Origin of the sequence: Marinigracilibium pacificum, from assembly GCF_012926615.1 — a bacterium.
GTDB lineage: Bacteria > Bacteroidota > Bacteroidia > Cytophagales > Cyclobacteriaceae > Mangrovivirga > Mangrovivirga pacifica.
Window position 1 is genome coordinate 150,909 of sequence record NZ_JABBNU010000001.1, and the last position, 13,913, is coordinate 164,821.

10 protein-coding genes are annotated in these 13,913 nt (G+C 35.1%); 5 read left to right on the top strand and 5 right to left on the bottom strand.

Annotated elements, in window-relative coordinates; genetic code table 11:
* Positions 1 to 117: 117 nt before the first annotated feature.
* Genes rimO through HH304_RS00755 form a run of 3 tightly spaced genes read left to right on the top strand, consistent with a single transcriptional unit; the run spans position 118 to position 3,586 of the window.
* Positions 118 to 1,428 carry a 30S ribosomal protein S12 methylthiotransferase RimO gene (gene rimO / locus HH304_RS00745; RefSeq protein ID WP_169677531.1) on the top strand — a complete coding sequence of 437 codons (1,311 nt, stop codon included), beginning with the start codon at positions 118 to 120 and terminating at the stop codon, positions 1,426 to 1,428.
* A gap of 12 nt (positions 1,429 to 1,440) precedes the next feature.
* Complete coding sequence (gene bshC / locus HH304_RS00750) at positions 1,441 to 3,015, top strand: bacillithiol biosynthesis cysteine-adding enzyme BshC (protein ID WP_169677532.1); 1,575 nt, start codon at positions 1,441 to 1,443, stop codon at positions 3,013 to 3,015.
* Positions 3,008 to 3,586, top strand: a complete 579-nt coding sequence (locus HH304_RS00755) for a 5-formyltetrahydrofolate cyclo-ligase (protein WP_169677533.1) — start codon at positions 3,008 to 3,010, stop codon at positions 3,584 to 3,586. The genes bshC and HH304_RS00755 overlap by 8 nt, the downstream gene beginning before the upstream one ends.
* On the opposite strand, the gene hemB is transcribed toward HH304_RS00755, so the two are convergent.
* The 3 genes from hemB to HH304_RS00770 form a co-directional block, all read right to left on the bottom strand.
* Entirely contained in the window at positions 3,576 to 4,550 is a 975-nt protein-coding gene (hemB, locus tag HH304_RS00760; protein ID WP_169677534.1) for a porphobilinogen synthase, read from the bottom strand. The genes HH304_RS00755 and hemB overlap by 11 nt on opposite strands.
* A gap of 86 nt (positions 4,551 to 4,636) precedes the next feature.
* The gene (rocD, locus tag HH304_RS00765) at positions 4,637 to 5,929 is read right to left on the bottom strand and encodes an ornithine--oxo-acid transaminase (protein ID WP_169677535.1); all 1,293 of its coding nucleotides are present in this window, start codon (positions 5,927 to 5,929) and stop codon (positions 4,637 to 4,639) included.
* Between the two features lie 172 nt (positions 5,930 to 6,101).
* A complete protein-coding gene (locus HH304_RS00770) occupies positions 6,102 to 6,767 on the bottom strand; it encodes a transglutaminase-like domain-containing protein (RefSeq protein WP_169677536.1) in 666 nt (221 codons plus the stop codon).
* A 176-nt stretch (positions 6,768 to 6,943) separates the two neighbouring features.
* Between HH304_RS00770 and HH304_RS00775 the strand changes: the two genes are divergently transcribed.
* Both HH304_RS00775 and HH304_RS00780 read left to right on the top strand, forming a co-directional pair.
* A complete protein-coding gene (locus tag HH304_RS00775) occupies positions 6,944 to 7,579 on the top strand; it encodes a hypothetical protein (protein ID WP_169677537.1) in 636 nt (211 codons plus the stop codon).
* A gap of 18 nt (positions 7,580 to 7,597) precedes the next feature.
* Positions 7,598 to 8,605, top strand: a complete 1,008-nt coding sequence (locus tag HH304_RS00780; protein WP_169677538.1) for a hypothetical protein — start codon at positions 7,598 to 7,600, stop codon at positions 8,603 to 8,605.
* A 765-nt stretch (positions 8,606 to 9,370) separates the two neighbouring features.
* On the opposite strand, the gene HH304_RS00785 is transcribed toward HH304_RS00780, so the two are convergent.
* Both HH304_RS00785 and ileS read right to left on the bottom strand, forming a co-directional pair.
* A complete protein-coding gene (locus HH304_RS00785; RefSeq protein WP_169677539.1) occupies positions 9,371 to 9,943 on the bottom strand; it encodes a lipoprotein signal peptidase in 573 nt (190 codons plus the stop codon).
* A complete protein-coding gene (gene ileS / locus HH304_RS00790) occupies positions 9,940 to 13,281 on the bottom strand; it encodes an isoleucine--tRNA ligase (protein ID WP_169677540.1) in 3,342 nt (1,113 codons plus the stop codon). The genes HH304_RS00785 and ileS overlap by 4 nt, the downstream gene beginning before the upstream one ends.
* Positions 13,282 to 13,913: the final 632 nt, after the last annotated feature.

Here is a 13,913-nt window from a genome sequence, read left to right on the forward strand (position 1 = left end):
GGAATTTAAAACGTAAAGATACAGTTTTATTCAATCCTCCAACGAAAGGTTAATGAATTCTTATACAAAAGGAACAAGTATTTTAGTAGTTTTGCAGATAATTAAATAGAGAAAGCATTGAAAACGAAGGGAATAAAAAAACATAAGGTAAATATTGTCACACTAGGTTGTTCTAAAAACCTTGTGGACAGTGAGGTGATGCTTACCCAGTTACGAGGAAATAATATCGATGCGGTACATGAAGATAAAAATGATGATTCGGGTGTCGTAATTATTAATACTTGTGGTTTCATTGATAATGCGAAGCAAGAGTCTATCGATACTATTCTGAGATATGCTGATGCTAAAGAGCAAGGCCTTGTTGATAAAGTTTACGTTACAGGTTGTCTGTCTCAACGATATAAAGATGAGTTGGAACTTGAAATACCTCAAGTAGATGCTTTTTTTGGAACAAGAGACCTTCCACTTTTACTTAAAAAGTTTAAAGCCGATTATAAACATGAACTTGTAGGAGAAAGAATCTTAACCAACCCTAGTCACTATGCCTACATGAAAATTGCTGAGGGATGTGACAGACCTTGTTCATTCTGTGCTATTCCTTTGATGAGAGGCAAGCATGTTTCAAAATCAATTGAAGACTTAGTCAAAGAAGCAAAAGGTCTAGCTGCAAAAGGCACAAAAGAATTATTACTGATTGCTCAGGACAGCACATATTATGGTCTTGACCTTTATGGGAAAAGAAGATTGGCAGACCTTATGAAGGCCCTTTCAGATGTTGAAGGAATTGAGTGGATCAGGCTACATTATGCCTTCCCTACAGGTTTCCCAATGGATGTGCTTGATGTTATGGCTGAAAGAGACAATATCTGTAATTACCTTGACATTCCTTTACAGCATGGATCTACCAATATGCTGAAAATTATGCGTAGAGGGACCACAAGAGAAAAAACTGAGCAGCTTATTCATGAAATCAGAAATAAAGTTCCTGATATTGCAATTAGAACTACATTGATTGCAGGTCACCCAGGGGAAACAGAAGCAGACTTTAATGAAATGGTTAGCTTTGTCGAGAGAATGAAATTTGAACGATTGGGAATCTTCACTTATTCTCATGAAGAAAATACCCATGCTTTTTCAATGGAAGATAATGTGCCTGATGAATTGAAACAAGAAAGAGCAAATATCGTTATGGATTTACAAGAAGGAATATCAAGAGAAATCAACGAGAAAAAAATTGGCAAGACATTTAAAGTGCTATTTGACAGAAAAGAAGGAGGTTACTTCGTTGGAAGAACAGAATATGACTCTCCTGAAGTTGACAATGAAGTACTTGTCGATGCCAAAGATCAATATTTACGAATCGGTGATTTCGCAAACGTTGTTATTAATGACGCTTCAGAATTTGACTTGTACGGCTCTATACTGTAAAGACATAAATAGATGAAAGTAGAAAAAATTGGATTTGGAGAGATCGATACGTTCTCTCCAATTTTTTTGGATTATTTATCAGGAAAAGATGCTTTAAAACCATTTTACAACTATCTTGCAAACCTTGAAAGCTTTAAAAAAGCTATTGAAGAAAGAAGTAATTTCTCCTCCGGATTCAGAGCAACACTTGCAGAGGTTTTAATAGACCAATACTCTACTACTAATCTACAAGAGCCAGTAAAAAACAATATCGAATTACTTAAAAGAGATAATACTTTTACAATTGTAACTGGTCACCAGCTTAATATCTTTACTGGCCCGCTTTACTTTATTTATAAGATTGTAACGGTAATAAACCTTGCCAAAAAATTAAAAGAAGCTTACCCGGAATACAATTTTATTCCGGTATATTGGATGGCTTCTGAAGATCATGACTTTAAAGAAATAAATCATTTTAATTTATTCGGGAATAAAATATCATGGGAGTCTGGCCAAACAGGACCTGTCGGAAGATTTTCTACCGAAAACATGATAGAAGAATTAAACCTGAATGGAGTAGGGAAGGAAATAGACTCATTCCTTGACTTTTATAAAAATCAAAACTCATTAGCTGACGCCCACCTTGCCCTTGTTGATTCTTTATTTGGAAAAGATGGTGTTGTTGTTGTTGATGCTGATGACTCCAGACTAAAGGCAGAGTTTGCACCAGTAATTAAAAATGATATTGTCAATTGCAAAAGTAACGAGCTTACTGAAAATCAAACTAATAAGCTAACTGATGCAGGATACAAATCACAGGTTTTCAGCCGTGAAATAAACTTCTTTTATCTTGAAGATACTTTAAGAGAAAGAATTGTAAAAAATGAAAATGGCAGTTATGAAGTATTAAACACTAACATTTCATGGTCTGAAAAAGAATTAATGGATGAAATTGATTCCCGTCCTGAAAAATTCAGCCCCAATGTAATCATGAGGCCAGTTTATCAGGAAACAATTTTACCCAACCTTGCGTATATAGGCGGGCCTGCTGAAGTGGCCTATTGGTTACAATTAAAACAAGTATTTGATCATTACAATACGTTTTTCCCAATCCTATTACCAAGAAACTTTGCACTTTGCCTAAGCAAGTCGAATGTAAAAAAATTCAATAAACTTAATATTGATACAAAAAACCTTTTCATTCCATTTGAACAGCAAAAGAAAGATTTTATTGAGCAGCTTTCAGACAATGAGATTACACTGGGAGATGAAAAGAAAGATATTGCTAAAGTCTTTGAATCTATAAAAAACAAGGCTGCAGAAATTGATAATACGTTGCAGGGTTTTGTCGGGTCGGAAATGGCAAAAACAATGAAAAGCATTGACAACATTGAAAAGCGACTTCAAAAAGCTGAAGAAAAGCGTCATGAAATCACATTAAACCAACTCGAATCTCTTCTTGACAAACTTTTTCCAAATGGTTCATTACAAGAACGTCATGATAATTTCTTAAATTTCTATTTGAATCATCCAAACTTTATTGAGCATTTGAAAGCGGCTTTTGATCCGCTTGATTTTAGCTTTAACATCTTATTTGAAGATGAATAAACAAACATTACGGAAAATTTTTCTTGATAAAAGGAGGAGGTTAACGGAGTCAGAGTATGAATGGAGGTGCACAGCAATAGCCGAAAACTTTATTAATCAGGTTAACTGGAAAGACCACAGTTGCATACATACTTTTTTACCCATTATAAAACATAGGGAGATAAATACTTTTCAGATAATTGAAAAACTAAGAAGCGAAAACTGGTCTGGAAAATTTGTAACTGGTGTATCCGATTTCAAGTATAACACCATGAAAACCTACCTGCTTGAAGAGTCCACAACCCTGAAACAAAACCATTGGGGAATTCCTGAACCTGTAGATTCAATAGAAATTTGTGATTCGGAAATTGACATGGTAATTACTCCTTTGGTGGTCGCAGATAAAACCGGTCATAGAATAGGCTATGGTAAAGGTTTTTATGATATTTTTTTCAAAAAGCTTAATCCAAGAACAAAAAAAGTAGGCCTGTCATTAAGCCTACCTTTAGATCCTTTAGAATATTTTAATAGCTTTGATATGAACCTTGATATCCTGGTTACACCATATAATATTTATAATTTTAATTCTTAAGTAACTGAGCAGCTTCCTTAGCAAAGTAGGTAAGAATAGCATCAGCTCCAGCTCTTTTAATACTTAATAGGGTTTCAAGAATTACTTTATCATTATCCAACCAACCTTTTTGGGCTGCTGCTTTAATCATTGCATATTCACCAGATACATTATAAGCAGTTACAGGCAACTCTGTTTTCTCACGAATTACATGAATTACATCAAGATAAGTCATTGCAGGCTTAATCATAAGCATATCTGCTCCCTCAAGCTCATCCTGTTCAGCTTCAATTAATGCTTCGCGTTTATTTGCCGGGTTCATCTGATAAGTTTTCTTATCGCCGGATTTTGGTGCAGAATCCAGAGCATCACGAAACGGTCCATAAAAAGCACTGGCATATTTTGCGGTATAACTCATTATTGATGTATCAGTAAAACCTGATTCATCTAAAGCCTCTCTAATCTCTGCCACTCTTCCGTCCATCATATCAGAAGGCCCGATAATATCTATTCCAGTCTCAGCTTGGGCAACAGCCATCTGAGCTAATACTTCAAGTGTTTCATCATTAAGAATAACACCGTTTTCATCAACGATCCCATCATGGCCATCAACAGAGTACGGGTCCAGGGCAACATCTGTCATAATACAAGCTTCAGGAAACTTTTTCTTAATTTCGGTTAATGCCTTTAGATAGAAAAAGTTTTCATCATAGCTAGCTGTCCCCGTTTTATCCTTATACTTTTCATCTACTACAGGAAAAATATCAAAAACCTTAACTCCAAGATTAAGACATTCTTCAATCTCCTTTAACATATTGTCTAAAGTTAGCCTGTTAATATCTGGCATACTTTCAACAGGGATCGACTTCTTATTCCCCTCCAATAAAAACAAAGGAAATATAAAATCATTAACCGTCAATGTTGTTTCTTCAACCATGGCTCTTATTGCCGCTGACTTTCTATTTCTCCTGGGACGTTGTAACATAATATCTAAGGGTTTTCAGCAAAATTAAAACATTATTTCCGAATTCATTAATAAAAAAAATCCCTGACCAATGGTCAGGGATTTTATTACTTCTTCCAGGTTTTTTCAAACTCTAAAATTGTCTTTTCTATTATGTCGCAACATTCATGAAGTTCATCCTCCGTCATTACTAATGGAGGAGCAAACCTGATAATGTTACCATGTGTTGGCTTTGCAAGCAATCCATTTTCTTTTAATGCCACACAGATATCCCAAGCAGTGCTACTTTCCTGAGTATCATTGATAACTATTGCATTTAACAAACCTCTACCACGCACTAAAGTAACAGACTCAGATTTCTCAATGAACTTATTCATTCTTTCTCTAAATACCTCTCCAAGATTACGTGCATTCTGAGCTAATTTCTCATCATCAACAACTTCTAAAGCCGCCATGGCAACTTTTGCCCCTAATGGATTACCTCCAAATGTACTTCCATGTTGACCAGGTTTAATAACCTCCATAATATGATCATCAGTCAATACTGCTGATACAGGATATACTCCACCTGATATTGCTTTTCCTAATACAAGCATATCCGGACGCACATAAGAACCTTCCTGACGCTCACATTTAGACTCACAGGTACAGTTTCCACAAACTGCCAACAAACTACCTGTACGGGCAATACCAGTCTGAATCTCGTCGGCTATTAATAAAACATCATTAGCTGAACATACTTCTTTTGCTCTGGCAATAAAGTCATCGTCTGGTGTCATTACTCCTGCTTCACCCTGAATAGGCTCAACTAAAAATGCAGCAATGCTTTTATCATTCTTTAAAACACTTTCTAATGCATCTATATCATTATAAGGAATCTTTACAAAGCCAGGGGTATAAGGGCCAAAGTTCTTTCTTGCACCTTCATCATTTGAAAAAGAGATAATTGTGGTTGTTCGCCCATGAAAGTTATTTTCACAAACGACAATCTTAGCTTCATTTTCCGGAATACCTCTTTTTTCGTAAGCATATTTCCTGCTAATCTTAATTGCAGTTTCAACAGCCTCGGCTCCAGTATTCATCGGCAACACCTTGTCAAAACCAAAATAATTGGTAACATATTGCTCGAATACACCAAGAACATCATTATAAAACGCTCTAGAAGTTAAAGTCAGGGTTTGAGCCTGGTCAGTCAGAGCCCCTACAATTTTAGGATGACAGTGACCTTGGTTTACAGCACTATAAGAAGACAAAAAATCAAAATATTTTTTACCTTCAACGTCCCAGACATATACTCCCTCTCCTTTAGAAAGTACAACTGGCAATGGGTGATAATTATGCGCCCCATACTTATCTTCAAGCTCAATAGCTTCTTTGCTCGATCTTATGCTCTCCAACATTACGATTAGATTTTATGGTAGTTAATTTGTTCTAAAGCCAAATTAACGATAAGCAATCGTTAGAAAAAAGCAAAATCTGAAGAAGTTAAAAGGCTTAAAAAGGGGTTTTTAGGCGAAACTAGGCCTATTGCATTTAAACTAATAAAATGGCTCACAAACAATTAAAAAAAATTTAATTCAAGTACCCTAATTCAACCCTGAGCGATTTGAAATCTAATATTCCCCTCACAAAATATTTTGCTAAATGCGGATATGCAACTCTTAACTCTGTCAACATTAAATCAAATGGAATATCTTCGAAAGTCCCGTAAAAGTGCAAAAATTCCATATGGTTCCCAGATTTGTCAAATTGCTGCAAAAATGAATCATTTATACCATCAAATTCCAATGGTTTGACACCTAGATACTCACACAATGATTTATTAAATGCCGGAGTAACTTTTATCCATCTTTCTCCAAGAAATAATTCTGCATATCCATGAAATGTATAAATATCTGTTTCTAGTATTTCTTCAAGCTTACTGGTGCCAATATGGTTTCTTACATTTGCAAATGCCATTCTTGCAGGAATACCTACAGCCCTTGCTGTTGCTACTAGCAAGGAAGCCTTTTCGACACAATAGCCATAATTTCTTTCCAGCAGATTACTTGAGCATATACCTTCATCAGTCAGATTCAACAAAAAAGGATTATACCTGAAATCATCTCGAATGCGGTAATAAAGAGCAATTGCTTTATCTTTATCATCTTTTATTCCAGAACATAATTTATTAGCATAATTGATAATTTTAGGATGATTTGAATCAATATATCTATAAGAAGAAAGGAATTGCTCCATGTTATATTTAAAGTTGTTTGGGTACTGGCGACATTTAATTTAAGAAATAATTATCACATAAATAACACCCTGATTTTTAATTATGCCTTTACGATAAACGGAGCAGGAAATATTTTTAATTTTTATATTTTTTATTAAAATATTATAATTGTAATTCTATCAACCAAACCATTATAATGAAGTGTTTTTTAAGACTTGGTGTTTTCACCATATTTTTTCTCATATGTGGCTGTAAAACCACCAAAATCACTAAAAGTGCGGGAATATTAAGCTTAACAAAATCTGATGTTATACTAATAAATACTTTACCAGTTGAAGGGTATCAAGCTGTGAGACTATATAAATCAGCAAAAGAAAAGTTAACTAAAGCGGGTATTAAAGAAGTGATATATCTCCCTGAGGTTGAGTTCCAATTACTAGCATCTGGAATTAAATATGATGATTTGAAAACAGTTCCGCTTAAAGAATCTACAAGAAATAGAATCTCTGAGGTCTTAGATGTTGACTACATTCTTGAAGCAAAACTAAACAAGGTAAAACCCGGGTCAACTTTTGGTTACGTATCGTCAAATTCTGACTTGCAAAAAAAAGACCCAACTACCTCAGAAGCTGAACTTGAGTTTCTGGTTTCTAATCTTGAAAATTCAGCCCTTGATTATAAATTTTCTGTATCCACGACAATTTCCGGGTTTGGTTACCAAGATGATGATGGTGATATGCGTCTTGTCAACCTTAGTTCTTCACAGATTTCAATCTTATCAAAATCCTTCGACGACGGAGTAAAAGAAATAACCAAAAGCGTTATCGACTAAACATCCAAAAATAATGTCATGAAAAAATTTCTATTTTTTGTAATTCTATTTGGAATTACCTTGTCTGTCATACCTATTCTTGAAAAAGCAAACATTTCTATTTTTGGTGTCGATTCACACAAAAATATTATTCAGGACTATCAAACAAAAATAAATTTGATCAATAACGATATTGAGCAACTTGATAAAGAAGGGGGCCAGGAAAGATTATTGGAAACAAAAAAACAAACAAAACAGACATACCAGAATGCTATTAAACTACATAAAAATGGGTTAAGAAAATCCCTGGGTATAATAACTGGGACATTTGCTTTATTAGTACTAATGCCCTTCCTTCTTTTTGGAAACTCTTTATCTAAAGGTTTCAATCAACAGGAAGAATCATGGCTTCATTTACCAATTGATAGCATTGATGATCTTCAATTATCATATGATAAGCAAAAAATGGATGCAAATTCATCTCCATTAAATATCAATTTCATATCTAAACGAGTTGTTGTATCAAAAGACAATATATTAACCACAAAAAGCAGCAACACATCAACAGCAATGATAATTGGCTTTATATGCTTACCGTTTTTTTATTTTGCTCCACAGATCTATTATTTTATTAATAATATCTTTTCTGCAGATAACCAATCAGTAAACTTAACAAGCTGGATAACTCCTGTGATTCTGATAGCAACAGGACTAATAGTCGTTTATAAACTTAAAGGGAAAACAAAATTTTCAATAAACAAAAATACAGGACATATTACTTTCAGGTCAGGGGTAAACTTAATCAATCGAAAAATTAACGACATCAAGTCAATTCAATTAAACAGTTTTTCTTTAAGCTCAAACCAAGGACATACTCACCAACAGTACCAGTTACAAATCAATTTTATTGACGGAACTGTTAAAGGGTTATTTAATCATACCGGGAAAGAAGAAATGTATATTGATGCAATAAAAACAGCAAGATTTGTCGGAAAACCATTTGTAGATCCAATAAAAGCGGTAGAAACTAATCCCCATTTTATTTAGAAAAATTGGCTTTCGCCTTAACACTTTTTAAATCAGGATTTTCTTTGACAGTTTGTATTATGGATATATTTGTTACCTATCAACAACCAAATTTATTAAACTATGAGAGTATCCTTATTACTTCTTTTATTTATATGTTTTTCAGCAAATGATATAATTGGACAAGACACAGACAAAATATTTAATTTTTCTATCGAGGCAGGTCATTTAAGCGGAATAGGAAATATTCACCATTCGGAAAGCCATATTTATAAAAATTTTACGTGAGCAGGAAGATTAAGACTAATTCTTGATTATAATATAAATGGACATTTTTCTACCGGATTAGGCTTTGGTCTGGATGGATATAGAAGCAGCAACTCAAATGCAGCCCCATATTATAACACTGCACCGTTGTTTTTAGAGTTCAATGCCAAACTTAAAGATTCAGGTAGTACCCCTGTTGCATCTTTCAAATTTGGAAATTCCCTAAAACTTGGTGAAAGCTTTGAATCAGGGCTAATGTATTCTTTTGAATTGGGGTATTTAATTAAATTTAAAAAAATATCATTAACCCCATCTTTCGGTTATAACGTTCAACAAATAAGAGAGCCTGGCATAGATGTGCGTGATCAAAACAACATCATTTTAGATTCATATGACTGTAATATTCTTTTGAAGAGCATGTCCTTTAATCTTAGACTTACTTTTTAGAAAAATTAAGTTTAGCACCAACAAGTAAAAATTAAAACCAAAAAAAAGCTGTCTTTATGACAGCTTTTTTTATTAATCAAAGAATTTCTTCTTATTTATAAATATCAGGACCACTCCAACAAAAATACAGGAGTCAGCTATATTAAATACCGGTCTAAAAAACTGGAAGTCATCTCCACCCCATATCGGCACCCATTGAGGTAAGGTGGTATCAATTAATGGAAAATACAGCATATCAATTACCTGACCATGGAATAAAGGAAACAAAGCTCCATACATTAAATTTCCTTCAAGGAAGATTCCATAAAAAGTACTATCCACAACATTTCCAATTGCACCACCAAGGATTAAAGCAATAGCATACAATAGTCCGTCATGAACTCCCTTTTTATACAGATAAAAAATGTAATAGCCAATTCCACCAACAGCCAGCAACCTGAAAGTTGTCAGAATCAGTTTTCCATATTCGAAATCCATTTTCCACCCAAAAGCCATGCCTGGGTTTAATGTATAGTGAAGCTTAAACCATTCGCCAATGACGTTGATATCTTCACCCTGATACATGTTATGATAAACCCACATTTTGCTAGCCTGGTCAATAAGGATAACCAGTAATGTGAGTAGGTAAAACTTAGTTAATTTCACTTTTCTACTTCGATATTTATTTTAATAGTATAATCATCAATTTGGAGTTCTTCGCCATTACCGTTTACTCCCGATTCAACAAGTGACAATGCCTGTGTTTCTGCACAAATATATTCTTTATGTGCAGCGACAGCTTCTTTTACATCATTGTCTGATGATTCAAAAATAATGTTGATCTTATCCTGGACTTCAAGTCCTTTATCTTTTCTCAGGTTTTGAATTCTGTTTACAAGATCTCTTGCAAACCCTTCTTTTTTAAGTTCGTCTGTTAATGTGATATCCAAAGCTACGGTAACCCCTTTTTCACTGGCTACAGCCCATCCCGGAATATCATCAGAAGTAATTTCTACATCTTCCAGGGTTAAATCAATCTCCTGATTTCCAGCAGAAATTTTATATGAACCCTCCTGCTCAAACTTTTTGATATCATCCTGATCAAATTGCCCAACAGCCTTAGAGATATCCTTCATCAATGGACCATATTCTTTTCCTAATTTCCTGAAATTAGGTTTGATCTGTTTAACGATTACTCCTGATTTTTCATCAAGCAACTCAACATGCTTAACGTTTACTTCAGACTTAACGATATCTTCTACAGCATTAATATATTGAGCAGTTTTTTCATTTAATGCCGGAACCATTACTTTTTGTAGTGGCTGTCTAACTTTCAGTTTATTCTTCTTTCTTATCGAGTGAACAAGTGAAGAAATATGCTGAGCAAGATCCATTTTCTCTTCTAGCTCTCTATTAATCAAAGACTCGTCTGGTTCTGGAAAGTCGCTTAAATGAACACTTACAATTTCAGATGTAGTATTACCCGCTAAAACCAGGTCTCTGAAAAGCCTGTCAGCATAAAAAGGAGCAACAGGTGAAGCAAGTTTAGCCACATTATACAAACACTTATAAAGAGTATAATATGCAGCCTTCTTATCTTCGTTTAACTCTCCTCTCCAGAATCGTTTTCTATTAAGCCTGACATACCAGTTACTTAAATCATCAATTACAAAATCCTGAATAAGTCGGGTTGCCTTTGTAGGCTCATAATCGCTAAATGCCTGATCAACCTCTTTTATTAATGAATTCATCTTACTGATGATCCATCTGTCGCTTTCAGTCAAGGCATCAATAACATTCTTATCTTCAGCAAACTCATAGTTGTCAAGGTTTGCATATAAAGCAAAGAATGAATATGTATTTTGAAGTGTTCCAAAGAATCTTCTCTGAACTTCCTGTACACCTTCAAGATTAAATTTCAGGTTATCCCATGGGTTGGCATTAGAAATCATATACCAACGAGTCGCATCAGGCCCATATAGAGACAAAGTTTCAAATGGATTAATTACGTTGCCCAGACGCTTAGACATCTTGTTTCCGTTTTTATCCAGAACAAGACCGTTTGAAATAACATTTTTATATGCTACAGAATCAAATAATAAACCAGCAATAGCATGAAGAGTAAAAAACCATCCTCTTGTTTGGTCAACTCCTTCAGCAATAAAGTCTGCAGGGAAATTACTCTCGAAAGTTTCACTATTTTCAAATGGATAATGCCATTGTGCATAAGGCATTGCACCACTATCAAACCAGACATCAATTAGATCTGGTTCACGGAACATTTTTTGACCAGTTGAACTAACAAGAACTACATCATCAACATAAGGTCTGTGCAAATCAAACTCCTCAGAAATTTGCTCAGTCATAAACCCTGCATCAATTGATTTTTGAACTTCCTCTCTTAACTCGGCAATTGAACCTATACACTTTTGTTCAGTCTTATCTTCAGAAACCCAAATCGGAAGTGGTGTTCCCCAGTATCTTGATCTTGACAAGTTCCAATCAACAAGATTTTCCAACCAATTACCAAACCTTCCTTCTCCAGTTGATGCAGGCTTCCAGTTTATTGTTTTATTAAGTTCAACTAATCTGTCCTTTAAAGCTGTTGTTTTAATAAACCAACTATCCATTGGATAATAAAGTACAGGCTTATCTGTTCTCCAGCAATGTGGATAGCTGTGCTCATACTTTTCAACTTTAAAAGCTTTATTTTCCTCTTTAAGCTTAATTGCTATCAGAACATCGGTTGACTTATATTCAGGGTCAGACTCGTCTTCACCAGTGTAGTTTTTAACATACATTCCAGCGAAGTCTGTAATTTCATCAACAAATTTTCCTTGTCGATCAACTATAGGTACATCCTTGCCATCTTCGTCCTGAACAAAAACTCCCGGAACATCATTTTGTACAGATACACGATAGTCATCGGCACCAAAAGATTTTGCCAGGTGAACAATACCAGTACCATCTTCAGTTGTTACATAATCTGCCTCCAGCACAGTAAAGGCAGGTTTTTCCAACTTAACATACGGAAGAAGTTGCTCATAATCTACTCCTACAAGATCTTTACCTGAATATTCGGCAACTACTTTATATGGAAATTTCTTATCTCCTTCTTTGAAGTCTTCAAGGTTGAGGTCTGCATGTTTAGGATTAAAATATGAAGACATTCTATCCTTGGCAAGAATTAAAGATACCGGAGCATTTGTATAAGGGTTAAATGTTTTAACCTTTACGTATTTAATTTTTTGACCAACAGCTAGTGAATTATTAGCTGGTAATGTCCATGGAGTTGTGGTCCAGGCCAGGAAAAAAACCTCCTCATCACCTTCAAATAAAAACGCAGACTGATCATTTCGAACAACTTTAAACTGGGCTGTTACCGAAGTATCCTTTACCATTTTATAAGTACCTGGCTGGTTAAGCTCATGAGAGCTCAATCCGGTACCAGCAGCAGGTGAAAATGGCTGAATAGTATATCCTTTATATAGTAAATCTTTATCGTATAGCTTTTTAAGCAAATACCATAAAGTTTCCATGTATTTTCTATCGAAAGTAATGTAAGGGTCATTCAGGTCTACCCAGTAACCCATTTTTTCAGTAAGGTCATCCCACTGACCTTTGAATTTCATTACCGCTTCACGGCATCTCTGATTATATTCTTCAACAGATATCTTTGTTCCGATATCTTCTTTAGTTATTCCTAATTCTTTCTCAACCTGTAGTTCTACTGGTAACCCGTGAGTATCCCATCCACCTTTTCTTTTAACCTGCATTCCTTTCAGGGTTTTGAAACGGCAAAAGAGGTCCTTTACAGTACGCGCCATAACGTGGTGAATTCCGGGAGTACCGTTAGCTGACGGTGGTCCTTCATAAAAAGTAAATGACGGGGCTCCCTCACGATTATTTACCGACGCTTCAAACACATTATTTTCCTTCCAGTAAGCAAGCATTTCATCCGCTAGCTTTGCATAGTCAGGTTGTTTATACTCAGGATACTTCACTACTATAATTTTAATTTTCGATAAGTTGCAAATTTAATGACGTAATTATAAGAATGGAGGTTTTTCTTGTGTTTTTTGAAAAGTGCATAAAAAAAGCGCCTCCTCGGCGCTGACCTATTTAAGGCGGACGCTCCTCACGTCCTTTCTTAATTGCTGTAGGGGGAGGAGTCGAACCTCCACGAAGCGGTTAGTCTTTTACAAGATTTATCCCAAGCCTTCACCCCCGAGACAGGAGGGCATGTCTGCCAATTTCATCACCCTACAGTATAAAATGATTGTTTTGGTTTGCAATAGCTGCAGTTGCTGTAGAGGGAGGAGTCGAACCTCCACGAAGTGGTTAGCCTTTTAAAAGGTTTATCCCGAACCTTCACCCCCGAGACAGGAGGGTATGTCTGCCGGTTTCATCACCCTACAGTGTAAAAATTATTTTTCAATTCAGATTATACGTTTTAATCTGTTAAGCTGTAGAGGGAGGAGTCGAACCTCCACGAAGTGGTTAGCCTGTTTAAAAGTTTATCCCAAACCTTCACCCCCGAGACAGGAGGGTATGTCTGCCAGTTTCATCACCCTACAGTGTAAATCAATATTTGCAATGTTTAACCCGTTTGATTGATACAAATATCAGTAAATCA

Bases quoted from the DNA above. Each gene is read 5' to 3' on its own strand.
- bshC (WP_169677532.1), top strand. From the start codon at position 1,441: ATGAAAGTAGAAAAAATTGGATTTGGAGAGATCGATACGTTCTCTCCA.
- HH304_RS00755 (WP_169677533.1), top strand. From the start codon at position 3,008: ATGAATAAACAAACATTACGGAAAATTTTTCTTGATAAAAGGAGGAGG.
- hemB (WP_169677534.1), bottom strand. From the start codon at position 4,550: ATGTTACAACGTCCCAGGAGAAATAGAAAGTCAGCGGCAATAAGAGCC.
- rocD (WP_169677535.1), bottom strand. From the start codon at position 5,929: ATGTTGGAGAGCATAAGATCGAGCAAAGAAGCTATTGAGCTTGAAGAT.
- HH304_RS00770 (WP_169677536.1), bottom strand. From the start codon at position 6,767: ATGGAGCAATTCCTTTCTTCTTATAGATATATTGATTCAAATCATCCT.
- HH304_RS00775 (WP_169677537.1), top strand. From the start codon at position 6,944: ATGAAGTGTTTTTTAAGACTTGGTGTTTTCACCATATTTTTTCTCATA.
- HH304_RS00780 (WP_169677538.1), top strand. From the start codon at position 7,598: ATGAAAAAATTTCTATTTTTTGTAATTCTATTTGGAATTACCTTGTCT.